At 36.4% G+C, this 22,671-nt stretch carries 23 protein-coding genes; all 23 read left to right on the top strand.

Annotated elements, in window-relative coordinates; genetic code table 11:
* The first annotated feature begins 133 nt into the window (after positions 1-133).
* The 23 genes from hisZ to BN2390_RS09560 all read left to right on the top strand — a co-directional run bounded on the left by hisZ (position 134) and on the right by BN2390_RS09560 (position 22,640).
* A complete protein-coding gene (hisZ, locus tag BN2390_RS09665; protein ID WP_053984149.1) occupies positions 134-1,387 on the top strand; it encodes an ATP phosphoribosyltransferase regulatory subunit in 1,254 nt (417 codons plus the stop codon).
* A 1-nt stretch (position 1,388) separates the two neighbouring features.
* Positions 1,389-2,033, top strand: a complete 645-nt coding sequence (gene hisG, locus BN2390_RS09660; protein ID WP_053984148.1) for an ATP phosphoribosyltransferase — start codon at positions 1,389-1,391, stop codon at positions 2,031-2,033.
* A gap of 31 nt (positions 2,034-2,064) precedes the next feature.
* Complete coding sequence (hisD, locus tag BN2390_RS09655; RefSeq protein WP_408633741.1) at positions 2,065-3,369, top strand: histidinol dehydrogenase; 1,305 nt, start codon at positions 2,065-2,067, stop codon at positions 3,367-3,369.
* 12 nt (positions 3,370-3,381) lie between these two features.
* Positions 3,382-4,431 carry a histidinol-phosphate transaminase gene (gene hisC, locus BN2390_RS09650; RefSeq protein WP_053984146.1) on the top strand — a complete coding sequence of 350 codons (1,050 nt, stop codon included), beginning with the start codon at positions 3,382-3,384 and terminating at the stop codon, positions 4,429-4,431.
* The gene (gene hisB, locus BN2390_RS09645) at positions 4,432-5,022 is read left to right on the top strand and encodes an imidazoleglycerol-phosphate dehydratase HisB (protein ID WP_053984145.1); all 591 of its coding nucleotides are present in this window, start codon (positions 4,432-4,434) and stop codon (positions 5,020-5,022) included.
* Between the two features lies 1 nt (position 5,023).
* Positions 5,024-5,620 carry an imidazole glycerol phosphate synthase subunit HisH gene (hisH, locus tag BN2390_RS09640; RefSeq protein WP_053984144.1) on the top strand — a complete coding sequence of 199 codons (597 nt, stop codon included), beginning with the start codon at positions 5,024-5,026 and terminating at the stop codon, positions 5,618-5,620.
* Positions 5,621-5,668: 48 nt separating this feature from the next.
* Complete coding sequence (gene hisA / locus BN2390_RS09635; protein ID WP_053984143.1) at positions 5,669-6,421, top strand: 1-(5-phosphoribosyl)-5-[(5-phosphoribosylamino)methylideneamino]imidazole-4-carboxamide isomerase; 753 nt, start codon at positions 5,669-5,671, stop codon at positions 6,419-6,421.
* Positions 6,411-7,172, top strand: a complete 762-nt coding sequence (gene hisF, locus BN2390_RS09630) for an imidazole glycerol phosphate synthase subunit HisF (RefSeq protein WP_053984142.1) — start codon at positions 6,411-6,413, stop codon at positions 7,170-7,172. The genes hisA and hisF overlap by 11 nt, the downstream gene beginning before the upstream one ends.
* Positions 7,173-7,185: 13 nt before the next feature.
* Entirely contained in the window at positions 7,186-7,839 is a 654-nt protein-coding gene (hisIE, locus tag BN2390_RS09625; protein WP_053984141.1) for a bifunctional phosphoribosyl-AMP cyclohydrolase/phosphoribosyl-ATP diphosphatase HisIE, read from the top strand.
* A gap of 42 nt (positions 7,840-7,881) precedes the next feature.
* Entirely contained in the window at positions 7,882-8,370 is a 489-nt protein-coding gene (gene trmL, locus BN2390_RS09620) for a tRNA (uridine(34)/cytosine(34)/5-carboxymethylaminomethyluridine(34)-2'-O)-methyltransferase TrmL (protein ID WP_053984140.1), read from the top strand.
* A 93-nt stretch (positions 8,371-8,463) separates the two neighbouring features.
* Positions 8,464-9,159 (top strand): C40 family peptidase, encoded by a 696-nt coding sequence (locus BN2390_RS09615; protein ID WP_053984139.1) that lies wholly within the window; start codon positions 8,464-8,466, stop codon positions 9,157-9,159.
* 181 nt (positions 9,160-9,340) lie between these two features.
* A complete protein-coding gene (locus tag BN2390_RS09610; RefSeq protein ID WP_053984138.1) occupies positions 9,341-11,740 on the top strand; it encodes an endonuclease MutS2 in 2,400 nt (799 codons plus the stop codon).
* A gap of 40 nt (positions 11,741-11,780) precedes the next feature.
* Entirely contained in the window at positions 11,781-12,470 is a 690-nt protein-coding gene (locus BN2390_RS09605; protein WP_053984137.1) for a response regulator transcription factor, read from the top strand.
* Complete coding sequence (locus BN2390_RS09600) at positions 12,422-13,906, top strand: sensor histidine kinase (RefSeq protein ID WP_053984136.1); 1,485 nt, start codon at positions 12,422-12,424, stop codon at positions 13,904-13,906. The genes BN2390_RS09605 and BN2390_RS09600 overlap by 49 nt, the downstream gene beginning before the upstream one ends.
* Before the next feature lie 104 nt (positions 13,907-14,010).
* Entirely contained in the window at positions 14,011-15,630 is a 1,620-nt protein-coding gene (locus BN2390_RS09595; RefSeq protein ID WP_053984135.1) for a S1C family serine protease, read from the top strand.
* An 84-nt stretch (positions 15,631-15,714) separates the two neighbouring features.
* Complete coding sequence (locus BN2390_RS09590) at positions 15,715-16,653, top strand: 3'-5' exoribonuclease YhaM family protein (protein ID WP_053984134.1); 939 nt, start codon at positions 15,715-15,717, stop codon at positions 16,651-16,653.
* Complete coding sequence (locus BN2390_RS09585) at positions 16,650-16,928, top strand: hypothetical protein (RefSeq protein ID WP_053984133.1); 279 nt, start codon at positions 16,650-16,652, stop codon at positions 16,926-16,928. The genes BN2390_RS09590 and BN2390_RS09585 overlap by 4 nt, the downstream gene beginning before the upstream one ends.
* On the top strand, positions 16,919-17,455 hold the full coding sequence (locus tag BN2390_RS09580) for a CRISPR-associated protein Cas4 (RefSeq protein ID WP_053984132.1): 537 nt from the start codon (positions 16,919-16,921) through the stop codon (positions 17,453-17,455). The genes BN2390_RS09585 and BN2390_RS09580 overlap by 10 nt, the downstream gene beginning before the upstream one ends.
* Before the next feature lie 2 nt (positions 17,456-17,457).
* On the top strand, positions 17,458-17,634 hold the full coding sequence (locus BN2390_RS21700; RefSeq protein WP_154668817.1) for a hypothetical protein: 177 nt from the start codon (positions 17,458-17,460) through the stop codon (positions 17,632-17,634).
* A 17-nt stretch (positions 17,635-17,651) separates the two neighbouring features.
* Positions 17,652-19,004, top strand: coding sequence for a 23S rRNA (uracil(1939)-C(5))-methyltransferase RlmD (gene rlmD, locus BN2390_RS09575; protein ID WP_053984131.1), 1,353 nt, complete (start codon positions 17,652-17,654; stop codon positions 19,002-19,004).
* 230 nt (positions 19,005-19,234) lie between these two features.
* Positions 19,235-19,891, top strand: coding sequence for a helix-turn-helix transcriptional regulator (locus BN2390_RS09570; RefSeq protein ID WP_053984130.1), 657 nt, complete (start codon positions 19,235-19,237; stop codon positions 19,889-19,891).
* A gap of 58 nt (positions 19,892-19,949) precedes the next feature.
* Positions 19,950-21,296: an MATE family efflux transporter gene (locus BN2390_RS09565; RefSeq protein WP_053984129.1), complete on the top strand. Its 1,347-nt coding sequence runs from the start codon at positions 19,950-19,952 to the stop codon at positions 21,294-21,296.
* Positions 21,297-21,455: 159 nt separating this feature from the next.
* Positions 21,456-22,640, top strand: coding sequence for a serine hydrolase domain-containing protein (locus BN2390_RS09560; RefSeq protein WP_053984128.1), 1,185 nt, complete (start codon positions 21,456-21,458; stop codon positions 22,638-22,640).
* Positions 22,641-22,671: the final 31 nt, after the last annotated feature.

Genomic DNA, 22,671 nt, shown 5'->3' with positions numbered 1-22,671 from the left:
GTGTAAAGTAGAAAATATAAGTTACAATGGATATTATTTAGAAAAAAACAAACAATTATTGATTTTTGAGCAAATAGTTATTATAATTTATTTATTACATTATCACTTTAGAGTAGTGAAGTAGGGGGCGTAAATGAAAAATTATGTATTACATATACCAGAAGGTGTGAGAGATTATTTATGGGAAGAGTCTTATTTGAAGCAACAAATAGAAGATAAGACGAGAAAGTTATTTACAAGTTATAGCTATAACTTGATTGAGACACCTACTTTTGAATACTTAGATGTATTTACCTTAGGAGATGAGTCTTACCAAAATCCAAAACTCTACAAATGGATGAATAAACAAGGAGAAATTGTTGCCCTGAGAAGTGATATGACACGTTCTATTGCCCGTGTTGTAGCCACTCAAAATAGTAATAGACCTATGCCACAACGTTATCAATATGTAAGCAATAGTTTTAGATATCCAGAGCGATATCAAGGTAAGGTACATGAATTTACGCAAGCAGGGATTGAACTTATTGGTGCATCTAGTATAGAAGCAGATGTAGAAGTAATTAATCTTGCCATAGAAGCCATGGAAGCAGTAGGCATAGAGGATTTCACCATTCATTTAGGCAGTGCAAAGTTTTTAGAATGTCTCCTAAAGGATATAGGTGCAACGAAAGCACAACAAGCCAATATCTATGAAGCCATTGATAAAAAAGATGCTGTAAAAGTACAAAATATTTTAAGAGATACACAAGCCACAGAAGCTTTAATTGATGTCATTAGTAAGCTGATGCAACAAGTAGGTGGTATAGAACTTTTAGAAAAAGTGAAAGCTCAGCCGTTCTCTCAAGCAACCTTACATACATTAGAAGAACTTGAAAACATTTATAAAGCCTTAGTAGAAGATAATAAAGCTGAATATATTTTGTTTGACTTTAGTATATTGTCCTATGCAAGTTACTACACAGGAATGATGTTTCAAGGTTATACAGAAGGCATTGGTGAAGCTGTCATAGAAGGCGGGCGTTATGATAAACTCCTGGCTTATTTTGGGGTAGATGTACCAGCAGTAGGATTTGGACTTAATATTTATGCAGTCTTGCAGCAAGTAAAAAGCAATAAGCAACCTACATTGCCTGCAAAGACATTGATGATTTGTGAGCCTGAGACAAGAAAGATTATGAAGCAAATAGCAACTCAGTTTAGGCAAGAGGGGCTAGTTGTAGAACAAAGTGTGGTCAAGGGGTTAGAAGAGGCCTTAGACTATGCCATTGCAGCTGAAATAGGAGGCGTACTTCATTTTAAAAATGAGGAAGAAGTAGATGTATATGACTTGGCAGACAGAACGGTGCAAACAGTGGCACTTACATCACTTCAAGAAGAGGGGGAGTAGTATGCATACCATTACTTTTGCATTAGCTAAAGGACGATTAGCTAAGACGACCATGGAGATATTGAAAGAATTAGGCATTACCTGTAAAGAGATGGAAGATAAAAGCCGCAAATTACTATTTACCAGTGATGATGCCAAGTATCAATTTTTCCTTTCTAAGGCACAAGATGTACCAACCTATGTAGACTATGGTGCTGCAGATATTGGGATTGTAGGAAAAGATACTATTGTAGAAGAAAATCGAAATGTTTATGAGGTATTAGACCTTCAGTTTGGTTGTTGCAAAATGACCGTTGCTGGCGAACCACATAAAAAAGCTTTATTAGAGTCTGGTCAGACGATACGTGTTGCAACCAAGTATCCGCGTATAGCTAAGGAATATTTTGAAAGCCAAAACAGAAGTGTAGAGATTATTAAACTGAATGGCTCAGTAGAATTAGGGCCTATTGTAGGCTTATCTGATGTGATTGTTGATATTGTAGAAAGTGGTGCCACTTTAAAAGAAAATGGTCTGGTCGTCTTACAAGAGATTATGCCACTATCTGCGAGGGTAATTGTCAATACCGCCAGTATGAAAGTGAAGCATGCAGAAGTGGACCATCTTTTAAAACAGCTTAGAAAGGTTTTAGAGCAATCAAATGATTGATAAATAGATAGGAAGAGGGGGGAATCAAGTGATTCGTATTATTGAACAACCAGCGGAAAAGAAAATGTTTTTTAATATATTAGAAGAACGAGGCAATCTTGATACAAGTAAGTTTGCTTTAGGTGTTAAAGAAATCGTAGAAAATGTAAGGCATAGAGGAGACGCAGCGCTTTTTAATTATACCCATCAATGGGATAATCCCAATGTAACCGCAGAGAACGTACAAACTAGCAAAGAAGAGATGAAAAAGGCCTATGAAGCACTTCCTGATAATCTAAAAAAAGCCATGGTACTTTCTTATGAACGTATTTATGCCTTCCATGAAAAACAAAAACAAAATACTTGGATGGATGTGAAACCTAATGGAGAAATCTTAGGGCAACGTGTCATTCCGCTTTCTAGTGTTGGAGTATATGTGCCAGGAGGTAAAGCAGCTTATCCTTCTTCTGTACTGATGAATATTGTACCTGCAAAGGTAGCTGGTGTAGAAAAAATAGTCATGGTAACACCTATTTCTAAAGCTGTTTGTAAAGATGGAAAAGTGCCACAAAATGTACTGGCAGCAGCATACTTAGCAGGTGTGGATGAACTTTATACAATAGGTGGGGCACAGGCAGTGGCAGCCTTAGCCTTTGGAACAGAGACCATACCTAAAGTGGATAAGATTGTAGGACCAGGCAATATCTATGTAGCACTTGCAAAAAGAGAAGTGTATGGGTATGTAAGTATTGACTCTATAGCAGGGCCGAGTGAAATATTAGTCATTGCTGATGAAAGTGCCAATCCAACCTATGTGGCAGCGGATTTATTATCTCAAGCAGAACATGATGAACTAGCTTCTAGTGTATTGATTACACCATCTCGTGCTTTAGCGTTAAAAGTACAAGAAGAAGTAGGGCGCCTTTATAATCAATTACCACGCCAAGAGATTTTAAAGAAATCCCTTAAAAATTATAGTGCTATTTTAATAGAAGAAAACTTAGAGAAAGCCTGTGAAACGGCCAATGAAATAGCGCCAGAGCATTTAGAGTTAGCAGTCGCTACACCTTTTGAATGGCTAGGCAAAATTAAAAATGCTGGTGCAGTCTTTTTAGGACACTATACACCTGAGCCTTTAGGCGATTATATGGCAGGCCCTAATCATGTGTTACCAACAAGTGGTACGGCAAGATTCTTCTCACCATTAGGTGTAGAAGACTACGTAAAAAGAAGCAGTGTATTATCTTTTACACCAGAATCATTTTATGCTTTGGCAGATCAAGTCATTGATTTTGCAGAAAGTGAAAGCTTATATGCCCATGCCCTATCTGTTAAAGTACGTAAAGAGAATCAATAAGGGGGAGATGAGATGGAGCAGCTATTTAGAAAAAGTGTGAGAGAGATGGTGCCTTACCATGCACCGTATATTATAGAAGGCATTAAGCTAGATGCTAATGAAAATACCTATCCTGTTTTAGAAGCGTTAAGAGCGCATATGAGTGAGTGGGCACAAACCATGCCTATTAATTATTATCCAGATACAGATAGTACCAAGTTACGTGAAGCAATAGGCAAGCTCTATGACGTAGAAGCCGATTGGGTCTTATGTGGAGTAGGGTCAGACCAAGTCATTGATTGTTTAATGCGTAGTACTTTAGAAGTTGGGGAATGTATTGTAGTACCTAAGCCTTCTTTTAGCATGTATAAGTTGAGTGCAACCGTTAATCATGGAGAAGTGATAGAAGTGCCCTTAAATGAGGATTTTTCTTATAATGTGGAGACATTGGAAGAAGCAATCCTTGCACATAAACCGAAGCTTACCTTTATTTGTAATCCCAACAATCCAACAGGTTCTAAGATGGCATTAGAGGCTATTAAAAGGTTAGCAAAGCTTAAAATAGGCTTCCTTGTGATTGATGAAGCCTATATGGAATTTACAGAAGAGAGTGGCATTCAGTTGTTAAAAGACTACCCTCAAGTGATTGTATTACGCACCTTTTCAAAAGCTTATGGCTTAGCAGGGAGCCGTGTAGGTTATGCCCTTGCAGCACCAGAAGTGATTCAGATGATTGGTAAGGTAAAGCCACCTTATAACTTAAATTGCTTTTCTGAAGAGATTGCAACTTGGGTAGCAAACCACCATGGACATTTTATGCCGTTAATAAAAAGTATTGTAGAAAGTCGGGAGGACTTTAAACGTTATTTAGAAAGCTTAGGATGTACAGTTTATCCTTCTGCTACCAATTTCTTATGGATAGATTCTAAATGGCCACTGGATGACTATTTACGTGACGCCTCTATCTATGTGAAGCGTTTTCAATATAACGAAAAACGTTATTACCGTATTTCAATAGGTACTAAACAACAAATGGAGCAGGTGAAGCGAGATTTAAAGTCAAAAGTTAAAGGGGAGATGTAAATGCGCAAAAGTACAATAGAACGAAAAACAGCAGAGACCCAAGTTTATATTGCTCTCGATCTAGATGGAGAGGGAAAAGTAGACATTGAAACAGGTATAGGTTTCTTTGACCACATGCTGACACATATAGGTAAACATAGCTTTATGAACTTAGAAGTTAAAGTAAAGGGTGACCTTTATATAGATGGGCATCATACTATTGAAGATACAGGGATCGTACTGGGGCAAGCCATAAAAGCTGCATTAGGTGACAAGACTGGGATTGAACGCTATGGGGACCGTATTGTACCTATGGATGAAGCCTTGATCTTATGTGCTCTAGACTTATCAGGAAGACCTTATTTAGATATAGATACACCGTTTACAAGTGAGCGTGTAGGAAGCTTTGAAACCCAAATGGTGGAAGAATTCTTCCGTGCAGTAGCTGTGCAGGCAGGAATGAATTTGCACATCCAGATCTTAAGAGGCAAGAATGACCATCATATCATAGAGGGTATGTGTAAGGCATTTGCAAAAGCATTGGCGCAGGCTGTTGGCTATAATCCTCGTATTCAAGGTGTACTTTCTACAAAAGGCATGTTGGAGGTGTAAGATGATCGCAATTATTGATTATGGAATGGGAAATTTAAAAAATGTCCATAAAGCACTTCAAAGTATAGAGGTTGAGTCTATCATTACAGCGGATCCTAAAGTCATTGGTCAAAGTGAGAAGGTGATTTTGCCAGGTGTGGGTGCTTTTAAAGATGCTATTCATACTATTAATGCTTCAGGGTTAAGAGAAGTGATTGATGAAAGTGCCTATTCAGAGAAACCCTTCTTAGGGATTTGCTTAGGTATGCAACTTTTATTTGAAAACAGCTATGAAAATGGAAGCTATAAAGGATTAGGCTACATACCAGGAGATATTGTGAAGTTAGAAGTCCCTTTAAAAGTACCCCATATGGGGTGGAATACATTGGAGATTGTGAAGCACGAACCTATATTTGAAGGCGTGCCCAATAACAGTTATGCCTATTTTGTACATTCCTATCATATGGAGGGCGCAGAGGGAATGATTAGTGCCTACACCACCTATGGTAAGCGGTTTGGGGTGGCTGTACAAAAAGATAATATTTATGGGGCACAATTTCACCCAGAAAAGAGTAGTACGGTAGGCTTACAGATGTTGAAGAATTTTGCAAGCTTATAGTTTGAGTATGAGATGATCAAGCATGAAACCAAGTAAGGGAGGGAAAAAATGAGACTCTATCCAGCGATTGATTTAAAGGATGGCAAGTGTGTAAGGCTTGTACAAGGTGATTACAATGCAGTGACAGTATTTGGAGATACACCTAGTGAAATGGCAAAAAGGTGGGAAAAAGAAGGTGGAAGTTACATACATTTAGTAGATTTAGATGGGGCAAAAGAAGGTAGAAGTATCAATGAAGCGGCCATCAAAAGTATTATTGAAGCAGTAGGTATTCCAGTAGAACTAGGGGGCGGAATTCGTACCCTTTCTCAAATAGAAGAAAAGTTAGCCTTAGGTGTAAATCGTATTATATTAGGAAGTGTAGCAGTAAGGGATAAGGCTTTGGTCAAAGAAGCCATTAACCGTTTTGGAAGTGACAAAATTGTTGTAGGTGTAGATGCCAAAGAGGGCCGTGTCGCCATAGAAGGTTGGCTTGAAGTGACGGATATTAGTGCAGTAGATTTTTGCTTAGAGCTTAAAAAGTTAGGGGTAAAGACGATTATCTATACAGATATTGCAAAAGATGGTATGATGCAAGGCCCAAACGTAGAGGAGACCAAACGACTGGTTGAAGCAACTGGACTTAGGATTGTAGCTTCTGGTGGGGTTGCTACATTGGCAGATTTACAGGCAGTAGAAGAAGCTGGTGTAGAAGGTGCTATTATAGGTAAAGCACTTTATCTTGGGGCAATCGACCTTAAGGAAGCTGTTGGCTTATTTGAAAAGCAACAGCTAGAAGGAGGAAAGTACAATGCTCAGTAAGCGTATTATACCTTGCCTAGACGTAACAGGTGGTCGTGTTGTAAAAGGGGTTAATTTTGTCAACTTAATTGATGCAGGTGATCCCGTACAAGTAGCCAAAGCTTATAGCGAAGAAGGCGCAGATGAAATTGTCTTTTTGGATATTACAGCGTCTTCAGATGAGAGAAATATTATGCTAGATGTGGTGGAAAAAACAGCAAGCGAAGTCTTTATTCCTCTTACAGTTGGAGGGGGGATTAGAAATTTAGGAGATATTCGTAATCTTTTAAATGCAGGTGCAGACAAGATTTCAATTAATTCACAGGCAGTGAAAGACCCTATCCTTGTATCAAAAGGGGCTGAGCGCTTTGGAAGCCAGTGTATTGTTGTAGCTATTGATGCCAAACGTAAAGCAGATGGAACAGGCTTTGAAGTCTATATACATGGTGGAAGAACCAATACAGGTCTAGATGCCATTGTGTGGGCAAAACAGATGGAAGACTACGGGGCAGGAGAAATTCTACTTACAAGTATGGACTGTGATGGTACAAAGGCAGGATATGACTTAGAACTTACAAGACGTATTAGTGAAAGTGTAGGTATACCTGTTATTGCTTCTGGAGGCGCGGGGAATAAAGAACATTTCTATGACGCCTTTACTACAGGGAAAGCGGATGCAGCACTAGCAGCCTCTTTATTCCACTTTAAAGAATTACCCATTAAAGAGTTAAAGACTTATTTAGCAGGGCGTAATTTACCTATACGTTTATAAAAGGGGGAAAGAAATGACACAACAAGAATTTTTAAATCAGATTAGATTTGATGAAAAAGGTCTAGTACCTGTGATTGCACAAGATGCACATGCAAAAAAGGTAAGAATGTTGGCTTATATGAATAGAGAAGCACTAGAAAAAACATTAGAGACCGGAAAAGTATATTACTATAGCCGCTCAAGAAAGAGTTTATGGCTTAAAGGAGAAACTTCTGGACATTTTCAATATTTAAAGAGTATGAGTGTAGACTGTGATGGGGATACATTACTGATTCAAATTGAGCAAGAAGGGGGTATCTCTTGTCATACAGGTCATGCAACCTGCTTCTTCACAACCTTAGACAGTACAGGAAATGTACAAGTGGCATCACTAGCACGCAAAGCAAGTGGGCATAATATGCTAACCGAATTACAAGAGACCATCTTAGAACGTAAGTTAGTCCCACAAGAAGGCTCCTATACCAATTATCTATTTGAAAAAGGTGTCAATAAAATCCTTAAAAAAGTAGGGGAAGAGGCTTCAGAAGTCATCATTGCTGCAAAAGATAAAAATACAGAAGAATTGACAGGAGAAATCGCAGATTTAATGTATCATTTGACTGTATTGATGGTAGAAGAAGGGGTTTGTTGGGGAGATATACAAAGTGAACTTGATAAAAGAAAATAAAGTGTACTATAATGGGCATAGAGAATAAGGAGGCATGACACTATGCATATTGTATTACACGAACCAGAAATTCCACAAAATACAGGAAACATTGCACGTACATGTGCTGCAACAGGGGCAACACTTCATCTTATTGAACCATTAGGTTTTTCAATTGATGAGAAAGCTTTAAAGCGTGCAGGACTTGACTACTGGCATTTATTAGATGTTAGAACATATAAGAACTTCGAAGAATTTTTAGAGAAAAATAATAACCCTAAAATCTTTATGGCAACAACAAAAGCGCATCATACACATGTTGAAGTAGAATATGAAGAAGATGCTTATATCATGTTTGGTAAGGAATCAGCAGGTATACCAGAAGAAATTCTTATCAACTATGAGGACACTTGTGTACGTATTCCAATGATTGAAAGTGCACGTTCTTTAAATCTTTCAAACTCAGTTGCTGTTGTCCTTTATGAAGCACTTCGTCAAACAGATTATAAACTTTTACAAAAGACAGGCGAACTCCATCGTTTACAGTGGTAAAAGGTATTTTATAAAAAAATAATTCCTCTATGTATAAAGATTTTGATAGTCGAGCATACTATAGCAAGATTTGAAAAGATACAGGAGGAAATTATGAAAAGAACAAAACTGCATATATTTGTCATGAGCATGTTACTTTGCATGTGTACCACAGTATATGCTGCTGAGACTAAACAGGGAGCCTTGTTTCCTCAAACTGTAGGAATGACAGGTAAGGTAACCAGTAAGGAAGTCAATATACGTAACCATCCAGATATTCAAGCAGAAGTAATCGGCAAGGTAAGTAATCAAGCCATCAAGGTTGTTGGTAAGAATGACGAATGGTACAAAGTAATTATAGATGATAAAGAAGGTTGGGTTTATAACCAGTATGTTGAAGTAGCCCGTAAAGATCTTATCCCTTATACAAAAGTAAAGGGTGAGGAAGTTGTAGAATATGGTATGAAGTTTATAGGTACACCTTATGTATGGGGTGGCAACAACTTAAGGGCAGGGGTAGACTGCTCAGGTTTTACTCAACAAGTATTTAAAGCATTTGATGTAGATATTAGTCGTGTATCTTATATGCAGGCTACAGATGGTCCTGAAGTAGGTGTGAATCAGCTTCGTACAGGAGATTTGCTTTTCTTTGATACCAATGGCATCAATAGAGGAAATATTTCACATGTAGGAATTTATGTTGGAAACGGTAAGTTTATCCATTCTGAAAGTGATCGTGGTGTAACCATTAGTAATCTTAAGAGTCCATACTATGACCGTAACTTCGTCAAAGCAATACGTGTATTATAGAAAAAGGAGGTTGTTCAATTGAACAGCCTCCTTTTATTTATTATAGGTATTAAAAAAATGGAAGACACCATACTAAATTTAGTGTAACGTCTCCTTTATAGTTTTCAAAAAGTTAAAAATGTGCAATAATAAGGATAAAAATAATCAAAATAATGATGTCAAATTAATAAAAGAGGAAGTTATGAACGAGAGAGCGTTAATAAAATTAGAATTTCATAAAATTAGAGCGATACTTGCTGGACATGCAGTAACCGAAGCAGGTAAAGCACGTATTGAACAACTTTTACCAAGCTCTTCATTTGAAGAGGTTACTAAACTACAAAAAGAAACTTCAGAAGCTTTAAGCATGAGCGTGAAAAAGGGCAAACTCCCATTAAGTAATGCAAAGGAAATTTTTACAGCTATTAAACGTGTAGAAATTGGAGCGATTTTAAGCGGAGATGAACTTTTAAATATAGCAAGTTTACTTAAAACAAGTAGAAGAGTGAAAAATTATTATAAAGAAGATTGTGAAGAAGTTAAATCACCACATCTTGAAAAATACTTTGAAGCCATTGGTGTTTATAATGATGTTGAGCGTGAAATCAGTCGTTGTATTGTAGCACCAAATGAATATGCAGATGATGCAACGCCAGAGCTTTACCAAATCCGTAGACAAATTAAATCTGCAGAAGGTAAGATCAAAGAAACCATTCATGGTATCCTTTATTCTTCAAGATATCAAGACATGCTTCAAGAAACTGTTGTAACCATGCGACAAGGGCGTTCTTGTGTACCGATTAAGGTAGAATACAAAAATGCTTTTAAAGGGATTGTCCATGATCAATCTTCTACAGGTGCAACCGTATTTATGGAGCCAATGGCAGTTGTAGAACTGAATAATAGCTTAAAGAGCCTTCATATGAAGGAAGAAGAAGAAATTGAGAAACTTTTAACAGAGCTTACAAACTTAGTTGCAGATATTGCACCTTATGTCCTTGTAAACTTTGAGCAAATTACATGCCTCGATGTGATTTTTGCGAAAGCAGAATGTGCGCTTAAAATGGATGCACGTGAGCCAGGACTTAATCACAAAGGTTTTATCCACTTAAAGAAAGCGAGACATCCACTCTTAGATCAAAAAGAAGTTGTACCCATTGATGTTTATGTGGGTGACCAATTTACAACCCTTCTTATAACAGGTCCGAATACAGGTGGTAAAACAGTTACGTTAAAGACTTTAGGTTTATTTACTTTAATGGCACAATCAGGGATGCAAATTCCGGCTGCTGAAGGTAGTATTGTCAATGTCTTTGATGATGTCTTTGCAGACTTAGGGGATGAACAAAGTATTGAACAAAGTTTAAGTACATTCTCTGCACATATGACTAACTTAGTACGTATTTTAGATCAAATGACATTAAACTCATTGATTCTTTTAGATGAGGTAGGTTCAGGAACTGACCCTGTTGAAGGGGCGGCACTTGCTATGTCTATTCTAGAACACTTACGTAAGCAACAAATTCGTACAGTAGCAACCACGCACTATAGTGAACTGAAGCTTTATGCCCTTTCTACAGAAGGTGTAGAAAATGCAAGCTGTGAATTTGACGTAGAATCTTTAAGACCAACTTACAAATTACTCATAGGTGTACCAGGAAAAAGTAATGCCTTTGCTATTTCTATGAAGCTTGGTTTAGCAGAACATCTCATTGAAGATGCAAAGCAGTTCTTGCACAAAGAAAATGTGAAAATGGAAGACATTTTAGTTGAGCTAGAATATAGCAAACGTATGGCTGAAATTGAAAAAGAAAAAGCAGAAACCTTTAGAAAAGAAGCTGAACACTTTAAAGAAGAGATTACAAAAGAACGTAAGAAACTTGAAAAATCCAAACAACGTATTATGGAACGTGCTAATGAAAAGGCAGCCCAGCTGCTTCGTGACGTTCAAAAAGAAACAGATGAGATGTTAAAAGAAGTACGTCAAGCAGCCAGAGAAGCACGTATTGTTATTGATGAAAAAGGTTTACATGATGCGAAGAAAAAAGTATCAGAAGGTGTTGAACAAAGACAAAATAAAATACAAAGAGCTATTGGGCCAAAACATACTTACAAGAAACCAATTAAAAACATTGAAGTGGGTGAAAAAGTACTTGTCACCAACTTAATGCAACAAGGGGTGATTCTTGAAGTACCAGACAGTGCAGGCAATGCAAAAGTTCAAATTGGTATTTTACCAATGAAAGTGCATATTTCTAATTTACAGCGTGTAGATGAAGATGAGGCACCAAAAGCACCAGTTAAGAAAAATAGAACAAGAGCAACAGGTAATTCTCATGCAGTAAGTAAAACAATGAATATTAAAACAGAAATAGATGTACGTGGTCTAATGGTAGATGAAGCCTTACCTATTGTAGATAAATATTTAGATGATGCGTATTTAGCAGGTTTAAAACAAGCGACTATTATCCATGGTAAAGGTACAGGTGCCTTAAGACAGGCCATCACACAGATGTTACGTCGTCACCCACATATTGCTTCTCATCGCCCAGGTGTATATGGCGAAGGTGAGATGGGTGTAACTGTTGTAGAAATTAAATAATTGTAGAAATAGATTAAACGAGACAAAGGAGGAAGTCTTAATGAACAAAAGTAAAATTCTCGTTGTAGATGACGATACCAATATTGCAGAGCTCATTTCGCTCTATCTTCAAAAGGAAGGCTATGACACACAAGAAGTTTACAGTGGGAAACAAGCTGTAGATGCATTTGAATCTTATAAACCAGATTTAATCTTACTTGATGTCATGCTACCAGAGATGGATGGTTATGACGTATGTAAATACATTAGACGTACAAGTAAAACCCCTATCATTATGCTTACAGCAAAATGTGATGTGTTTGATAAAGTATTAGGGCTTGAGTTAGGCGCAGATGACTATATTGCCAAACCATTTGATCCAAAAGAATTAATTGCCCGTGTCAAAGCTGTACTCCGTCGTACAGTAAAAGAAGAAGCAGAACCTACTGAAACAAAAAATCGTATTGTCCTTGAAGACTTAATCGTAGATAAAGATAACTATTCTGTAACCTATCAAGGTAATATCTTAGAGTTACCACCAAAAGAGTTAGAAGTTCTATACTTTTTAGCAAGCCATCCAAAGCAAGTATTTACAAGAGAACAGCTTTTAGACAAAATCTGGGGCTATGATTTTGTAGGCGATACACGTACAGTTGACGTACACATTAAAAGGTTAAGAGACAAATTTGAAGGTGATCATCCATGGAGCATAAAAACAGTATGGGGAGTAGGGTACAAGTTCGAAAAGTAAAGAAGAGAGTCCTATTCTCTTCTTTATTTAATAAACTTTTAACCCTTTATATCGGTATTTTAATTGTTACGTTTGTTTTCTTCTTCACTATTTTTTCTAATGCTTTTCAACGTTACTATGTGGACTACACAGAAAACATTATGATTAAGCAAGCAGAGCTGATTGCTGAAGAATATCAAAAGGTTGGTGAAATGCATCAATCTATTAGTTCAGTATTAGACCGCGTCACACTTAGAATTAAAGTATTAGATAGTTATTTAGATGCAACAACTTGGATAGTAGGTAAAGACCATAAAATGCAAATGGTCTCAGGCAAAGAAGATTCTATGATTTTAGATCGAAAGTTAGCCAATCCTGAAATCATTGAGAAAGTCTTTGAAGGGAATATCATTTCTCGCGAAACAGGCTTTGAACAGTATTTTTCTACACCTGTACTCACTGTGGGCTATCCTATTGAAATAGGTGGCCAAGTAGAGCTTGCCCTATTTATTCATACACCAATGCCACAGATTCTGACACTGATTGATGAAGTAAGAAGTATCTTGGCAAAGGCTGTCCTTGTAACAGCAGGTATTATCTTTATTTTAATTTACTATACTTCAAAGCGTATGAGTAAACCCCTTAAAGAAATGAACCAAGTAGCTAAGAAGATTGCAAATGGTGATTTTGCTAAGCGTATAGACGTTGAGGGAGAAGATGAAATCGCTCAACTTGGTGAATCCCTTAACTATATGGCGGAAGAGCTAGATAAAATTGACGCCAATCGTAAAGCCTTTATAGCCAATGTCTCTCACGATATGCGTTCACCTCTTACATCTATTCAAGGTTTTGTGACAGCCATATTAGATGGCACCATTCCACCAGAGAAGCATGACAAGTATCTACGTATTGTTTTAAACGAATCTCAACGTATGATTAAGATGACCAATGACATTTTAGAACTGAGTCGTATGGAAGAAGGCAACTTACCGCTTAAGAAAATGGAATTTAATCTACATGAGATGATCCGAGACCTTCTTGATAACTTTGAACAAATTACAAAGGATAAAGAAGTGAAGGTAGACGTATTATTTGATAAAAAAGAGCAGATGGTATTTGCAGATCCAGAAAAAATTGCAAGAGTTGTTCAAAATTTGTTAGATAATGCGTTTAAATTTGTTAATAATCAGGGAACAATTGAAGTAGAAACTGTAGCAAAACAAAATAAAGTTTGGGTTTATATTAGAAATAGCGGTCCAAGTATTTCGAAAGAAGATCAAAAGAATATTTGGGAGAGATTCTACAAGTCTGATCTATCAAGGGGTAAGGATAAGACAGGAATGGGCATCGGCCTTGTGATTGTAAAGGAAACAATCCGTCAGCATAATGAAGAACTAGGTATTATTTCAAATGAAGGTGAACCTGTTACATTTTACTTCACACTTTCTAAAGTTTAGTTCAAAATAATACTACCTTCTTTTTACATTGTATTCATACACTATTCAAAATCCGAACCTATACTACAGTTATCAAAAACGAATTGTAAATGGAGGCGATCTTGATGCAAGATAATAATAATAGAAATGAATCAAATAAAAATAACAAAATAATAGATGTTCCTTATACACCGATACCAGATGCACAAGGGATACCAGCTGATCAAGTTCAGCCAGCAGAATCTATAAATGTAAATAGCAACAATACAGACAAACAAACAGTACCTTCAACTATGGAGCAAGGGAATGTAACACAACAGGCAAACTATACACAAGTTAACCCTGCACATACATCACAACGAGGATCTTATACATCTAGCAATTCAGCAAATAATCAAAGTCAGACAGATTATACACAAAATGGGCAAGCTGGCAGCTATACAGAAGAGCCAAAAGTGGCAAGTAGTACCAATCCTCTTCCTCCTATTATGGATGAGAATAATACCTACTACCATGAGACCATTAAAGAGAAAAAGGCACCTCGTAAGAAAAAATCTTCAGGAGGATTTGGTAAATTTGTAGCAGGTCTTACCATTGTAAGTCTTGTAGGTGGTGCTTCTCTTGGAGCAGGCTATGCATTTACAGCACCTTTAGCCAAACAACTGTATACAGATAAATACGGTATGGAATTTAGTGATTCTTCAACAAATGGAGGCAATAACAATAGTTCTTTCGCCCAATCTACAGGTTATGTAGCACCTGTCTATGTGAATAATTCTATAGCAGATATTGCAGCCAATGTAGGACCATCTGTTGTATCTATTAAAAATAATAAGGTTGTGACAACATGGGCTGGTGAATTCAATCAAGAAGGACTTGGTTCAGGGGTTATCTTTAAAACAGATGGTGATAAAATCTTCATTATTTCTAATGCACACGTTGTAGAAGGGGCAAGCTCATTAACAGTGACCTTCCTTGGCAATACAAAGGTACCAGCAGAGATTGTAGGTTACGATACAGTTACAGATATTGCTGTTGTATCCGTTAATAAAGCAGACGTACCAACAGATATTGTAGATCAAATTCAACCAGCTGCACTGGGTGATAATGATACACTACGTGTAGGGGACTTAGCAGTGGCTATTGGTACACCTATTGATGAAGCCTATGAAAATACAGTAACTGTAGGGGTTATTAGTGCCCTTGACCGTGAGATTAACTTAACAGATCAAAAACTTAATCTGATTCAAACAGATGCTGCGATTAACCCAGGTAATAGTGGTGGGGCCCTTGTGGGACCAACAGGAGAAGTTATTGGGATTAATACCATCAAATTAGTAGATAGCCAAATTGAAGGAATGGGCTTTGCTATTCCAATCAATGATGTTAAACCTATTGTAGATGAACTGATGCAAAATGGTAGTATTGACCGTCCAGTACTTGGTATTGTCGGTGAAAACTTAACTGAGGAATTAGGTAATTACTACGATATTCCAGTAGGGATTATGGTTGTTCAAGTACAACCAGGAAGTAGTGCAGCTATAGCAGGTATGCAACAAGGCGATATTATTATTGAATTTGATGGCACAAGAATCGCTACAATGGAAGAGCTTAAAGCACTTCTTTTAGAGAAACAAGTAGGTGATCAAGTTTCTCTTAAGATAGTACGTGGTTCAGAAAAAGTGAATTTAGATGTTAAACTTCGAGGCAAGAGTCAAGCGCAGCTTCAAAGTCAAAATCAATAAAACCATAAAAGGCGATGAATGACATTCATCGTCTTTTATAATTTTTCCATTTATGTTACAATGGGGCATAAAGGAGTGGATGAAATGAGCCTTATAGTTGACTTAAAATCAGAAGAGAAGATGCAAGGATGCTATCTATGTAAATATAAGCAAATGCTTAAAAATAAAAATGGAAAAGACTATCTTACTGTTAAGCTTCAAGATGCAACAGGGATAATAGAAGGCAAGATCTGGGCAATTCATCCAGGGATTGAAGAATTTAATGTAGATGATGTGGTTTCAGTAGAAGCAGAGGTTGTATTATATCAAGACAATCTACAAGCCAATATTGGAAAGATTAAACGTGCAGAAGAAGGCAGTTATGAACTTAAAAATTTACTTCCTCATACACCTAAAGATATCAAAGTCCTAGAAGAAAAATTATTTAGTAGAATTGATGAGGTCAAAGACCCAGGTATCAAAAAGCTATTAGAAGCAATCTTTTATGATGACATCATTTATAAATACTTTATGTCTGGAGCAGCAGCCAAATCCGTACACCATGCTTACTTAGGTGGTTTATTAGAACATACAGTAAGCGTTGCTGAAATCGGTGTATTTTTAGCCGGCCGTTATGAACCTGTGAATGTAGATTTAGTAGTAGCAGGGTGCTTATTACATGACATAGGTAAAATCTATGAACTTTCAGCTTTTCCAAAGAATGATTATACAGACGAAGGCCAATTACTAGGCCATATTATGCTTGGGGTTGAAAAAGTAAATGAAGCCAAAGCAAATATAGAAGAATTATCACAAGAAGCGTTACTCCTTCTTAAACATATTATTCTTTCTCACCATGGTGAATATGAATATGGTTCACCAAAACGTCCTAAATGTATTGAAGCCATGATTGTACACCTTGCAGACTATAGTGATTCTAAGCTGAAAATGTTTGAAGAAATGCTTAGAAACTCAGATCCAAATGAGCCAAGTCTAGGATACAACAAAATTTTAACAAGAAATATGAGACGTTCAATGCTATGAAAAAAAGTAGTACCCGTATTTCAGCCAACGAGCTGAATCGTTTTATGTATTGCCCTAACCAATGGTATTACAAAAGAGTATATGGTGCAAAAAGTTTAACCCAGATGTATGAGGCACTAGACATAGAGCATAGTGAGCATACGGAATACTTTACAAAAGGGATGAAGCACCATACGTCTTATCACTTCAGATATCGAATTATGAAAGTTATAAGGATTATTATCCTTATCGGCCTATTAATCCTTATATTTAAAGGAGTAGGCATATGGAAATAGGAGAAGCACTATTATTAGGAGCTTGTGGTCTTTTCCTTTGCTACTATTTATTTAGACCAAGTATATCTTGTAAGCAGAAAATGCAAGTCGGTTTACCTTTTGCACGGATGATTTATACAGATGAGAATGGTGGCAAGATGCTGGTATCAGAGGAATATGACTTACAAGGCAAGCCGGATTATATATTTAAGACATTTTTAACAGGACGTTATATACCTTTTGAAATCAAAAGTGGTGTTGCCAAAGAAGACTTACCACATGAGGGGGATATGATGCAGCTTTTGGCGTATTTTTTACTTGTAGAAGCTGTGTATGGCAAGAAACCACCTTATGGTAAGTTAGTTTATAGTAACAAAACTTTTAAAATACGTAATACCTATAAGCATCGCCTTATGGTGAAAAATACATTACGTGATATGCACCTCATGCTAGAGGGAAAGTATAAGACAAATGAGAAAAAAAGCTATATTAAATGCAGAAATTGTATTTGCCAGTATACGGTATGTGAATGCGAGGAAGAGGATTAGAAATGGGAGAAAAAGATAACACTAATAAAAAAGTACAACCACAACGTTCAAATTTACTTGATCATTTCATCCAACGTAATCTTACAACAAAGATGCAAGAAGTAGAAGAAAAAGCAATAGCCAAGGCTATTCGTACACTACTTAAAGATGAAGAAGGCGAAACACCAAGTTTTCATTAAAGACCAGGAGAAGAAAGATGTCAGTAGAGAAAAATAAATTTTATGAGATGACGATTACAGATATAGGTACAAATGGAGAAGGCGTTGGGAAAATCAATGACTTCGTTGTTTTTGTGCCTGAAGCGATAACAGGTGATCAGTTAGAAGTTAAAATACTTAAAGTGAAAAAGAACTTAGCCTATGGAAAGATTGAAAAGATTTTTAGTCCGTCACCAAGAAGAAGTGAAGTGACTTGTGAAGTAGCAACTAAATGCGGTGGTTGTCAACTTCAACATATGAGCTATGAAGCACAACTTGAGTGGAAACAAAGCAAGGTATATAATGCCCTTACACGTATTGGTGGACTTAAAGATATAGAAGTGCTTCCAACCCTAGGGATGGAAGCACCAGCACATTATCGTAACAAAGCCCAATACCCTATTCGCAAGGAAAATGGGAAAGTACAAATTGGTTTCTATATGAGCCGTACACACAAAGTTGTAGATTGGTCAACTTGTGGGATTCAAGACAAACGTTGCGAGCAAATCATTGAAATCGTAAGAAACTTCTTAGAAGTAAACAATATATCTATCTATGATGAAGAAACACATAAAGGCTTAGTTAGACACCTCATGATTAAGACAGGTTTCTATACTGGAGAAGTGATGGTATGCTTAGTGGTTAATGGCAATGAGCTTCCACACAGCGACAAATTACTAGAAGCTTTACATGCAGTAGAAGGCTTAACAAGTGTGTTACTCAATATCAATAAAGCAAAAACTAATGTGATTTTAGGACATGAGATTAAAGTCCTTGAAGGAAGAGACTATATCATTGATACTATTGGAGATTTAAAATTCAAAATCTCTGCTCTTTCCTTCTTCCAAGTCAATCCAGAGCAAACCAAAGTGCTTTACGACAAAGCATTAGAATACGCTGAGCTTGAAGGCAATGAGACAGTATGGGATGCTTACTGCGGTATTGGGACTATTTCTCTCTTCTTAGCACAAAAAGCAAAGAAAGTGTATGGTGTAGAGATTGTAGCACCAGCCATTGAAAATGCATGTGAAAATGCAGCACTTAATGACATTCATAACGTAGAGTTCTTCGTAGGAAAAGCTGAAGAAGTGATCCCAGAACAATATGCAAATGGTCTGACAGCAGATACAATCGTTGTAGACCCACCAAGAAAAGGGTGCGACCAAGCATTACTTGAAACCCTTGTGAAAATGAATCCTAAGAAAATCGTTTATGTATCTTGTGATCCAGCTACACTAGGAAGAGATTTAGGATATCTTGATCAACAAGGCTATAAAGTTGAAAAAGTACAACCAGTTGATATGTTCCCACATACGACTCACGTTGAAACAGTTGTAAAATTAGTTAAATAATGAAAATAAAATCAAGGCTTATAGGTGTTAAAAAACCTGTAAGCCTTTTGTTTTGCGTCTAGGGGGGTATTTAATGAAAAATCTAATGAGTGAACAAGTAAGAATCTTAGAAGTGGATAGAGAAAAGTTCTTGAGTGGTATAAAAGCCAGAAAGTTGCTTTTTTATGGATTGGCAGTTTGTTAATTGAGCCATATTCGTTATTGTGATAATATATTTAGGTTAATAAGTTTTGGGAGGAGAGAAGGTACTGAAAAGTAGACAATTTGAACTATTAATTTATTTGCTGAAATACAGAAAATCAACCTATGGAGAACTGGCAGAGCTATTAGCAGTAAGTAAAAAGACTATTGAGAGGGATATTGACCGTTTATCAGGAATAGGCATTCCTATATATTGTACACAAGGGATTGGTGGCGGTGTATATCTGGATGAAAAATATCAGTTTGCAAGTTCGTTTTTTACTCCAGAAGAGATTCATCATATCATTTTAGCACTTAGCGTTGCAGACAGCTTTACAGTTACACAGCGGAAAGATGCCATTATACAAAAGCTATGTTTGTTAGACTCAAGTCTTACTACCTTAGTGGAAAGAGATATGCAAGATTATCTTTCCATTGACTTAGTGGATGCTCCAATAGATACAGATACAGAAATATGTAAAGTTATAAATTACTGTTTGGATGAACAGGTGCTTGCCCAGGTGGATGGGATTTCAAATGTAGCATGCTTGGAATATGTCTTAAAGCGTGACGGGTTATACTTATTTGCTCATGCACAGGATTATATATTATTGAAGGTTACTGAAATTACTACCATTGAGCCGACAGAAGTAGAATTTGATCGTTCCTTTCTTAGTTATAGTCAGTTTAGAAAAAATAGCAGATAAACACGACATAAGGTGTCGTGTTTATCTGCTATTCTAATTTGAGGAGGGATATAACGATATGAAAGATAATGTATATGAAAACAAAACACTCAATCAATTAATTTTACTATTTGGCATTCCATCTATTTTGGCACTTGTTATAGAGATGCTAACAGGGATTACTGATACTGCCTTTGCAGGAAATCTTCCTAGAATAGGAGAAAGTGCTCTTTCAGCTATGGCTTTGATTAGCCCATTACTTAGTGTCTTTACAGCACTACAGACTCTTTTTGCAATGTCAAGTGGTGTATTGATAGCAAAATATTTTAATGATGAAGAAAATAGAAAGAGTTCTATGATTGTAGGACTTTTAATGTCTATTCTTGTATCTAGCATTGCTTCTTTGCTTTGTGGCATTGGGTTAACTTCTATCCTACAAATCATAGGTGCAGAAGGAGAGATACTACAGCTTGCAACTGTCTACATGAAGATTCAGTTAGTGAGTAATATCATTAGTAGTGTAGGATATACGATGACTTGTACTATACGTGCACTTGGATTCCCAAAGGCAGAAATGGTGATTATTACTGTTGCAGTTGTGGTAAATATCTTTTTCAATGCTTTACTAAGCTTCGGTTTTCACATGGGAATACAGGGGTTGGCATGGGGGACATTTATAAGTGAATTGATTTGTGTGATATTATCTATTTTGTTTCTACAGAAAAAAAGCATGCTTCAAATAACTCAGAAGATAAATTTAGTTAGGGTATGTGCTCTTGGAAAAGAAATGTTTAAAATCGGATTTGCACAAACTGTAATTCAAATGCTAGGGGGATGTACTGGCTTTTTTGTAAATGGTCAATTGCTTCATACTGGCACTACCCTATCTGTGGCAGCATGGAGCATTGCTCAACGTATTTATATGATTTTACTTATGCCAATTGTAGGGTTAAGCCAGGGTGTACAAACAATCATTGCATATTTTAGTGGAGAAGGGGAAAAAGAAAAAGTAAAGCGTATATCTTCAATGACTCAAAAATATTGTGCCATCTACGGTGTCATAGCATTAGTAATAGTAGTTCTATGGGGGGAACAGTTACTTTATGTTTTTGGTGGTAACAGCGAAATACTAGCTCTATCACAAACTATTTTGTTAATCATTTTTAGTGGTTTCCCTTTAGTAGGAATATTTTATATTAATATCACACTACTGCAAGTGACTGGTAAAGAGATTGCCTCTGTATTACTTGCTTTAACGCGACAGGTGTTTTTGGTGATTCCATTACTCTTTTTGCTTCCAACCATTTTTTCTAATTTTGGTCTATTACCAATAATAGGGTTATTTATTGCAACACCTATTGCAGATTGTGCTGTAGTAGTCCTTTCAATTATTCTAAAAAAGAGATGCGCTTATGAACAAAAATAACCTATAGTCATAGATTGGAAATTAGGAAAAATAGAATATAAGATTCTCCTTATGCATTTATAAAAGTTATGCTTGACCGTGTGGTTACAACACAGATTACTATGGTGGAAGCAAATGAAGACATAACATAATAAATCTGAAGAGATAAAGGAGAAAATAATGAAAAAAATTTTTATGATTGGACTTTTAATGGTTGTTGTAGCCGTTATAACAGTAGGTGTGATTTATGGAGATACTCTGCTTTTAGTGTATCGTTCCATCAATGCTTTTGAAGAGAAGAATCTGGCACATAGCTTTCAAACAATGTATGAAATACAACCTTCAACCAAAATATCAAAGAGTGAAAGTGTATCAAAATTTGAGTATGATCTAGTTCCTATGATAGATACCTTTGAATTTCGTGGGGAAAAGTTAGTAACGGATAAATTTCTAGAAGAAACCAAAACGTCTGGGTTACTTGTAGTTGCCAATAATAAAATTGCATATGAAAATTACTATTTAGGTGCAGGTGAGAATACGCGTTTTTCCTCAAACTCTGTATGTAAATCCTTCACTTCGGCTTTAGTTGGTATTGCAATAGAAGAAGGCTATATAGACAGTGTGGAGGATTCTATAGGCAAGTATATAGAAGCATTTAAAGATACTGAAATGGAGAAGATAACGATTAAAGACTGCCTGCAAATGTCATCAGGGATTGATTTTGATGAAGTGTCTGATATGAGTAAGATTTCTATGACAAGTATGTTTGGAGTCTCTAAAATGAAGTCTATTGTTAAATTTGGACTTGCACATGAGCCTGGTACAAATAGAACGTATTCAAGTATCAATACAGATATTTTAGGAGAGATTGTTTCAAATGCAACAGGTAAGAGCTTAAGTAAGTATATGGAGGAGAAAATATGGTCCCAGATAGGTGTTGAGAATGACGCATACTGGACACTTAGTAATAATAAAGAGCTGGCAAATGGTGGGCTTCACATTTCGTTAAGGGATTATGCTAGATTTGGTAGGTTATATATGAATGATGGAGTTTTTGAAGGTAAGCAAATTATACCTAAAAACTGGATTAAGGATTCTGTAGAAACAAATGCTCCTCAATTAAAAGCGCCAAAGGATGGTAAACCATATAGTGAGTTGGGGTATGGCTATCAATGGTGGATACCTGAAGGGGATGAAAATGAGTTTATGGCAATTGGTGTTTTTGGTCAATGGATATATATCAATCCTGACAAAGAGGTAATCATTGTAAAAACAGGTGCAGATTCAAAGTTTGAAGAGGATGATAAGGAAAAGAAAACGGTTGCCTTTTTTAGAGCAATAACAAAGGCTGTATCCAATCAATAATTGAAGAATTTAGTAGAATATACCTATGAAA

It is taken from the genome of Niameybacter massiliensis (assembly GCF_001282685.1).
Taxonomy (GTDB): Bacteria; Bacillota; Clostridia; order Lachnospirales; family Cellulosilyticaceae; genus Holtiella; species Holtiella tumoricola.
The sequence above is the reverse complement of the archived record's forward strand: the minus strand, read 5'-3'. Positions and strand labels throughout refer to the sequence as shown.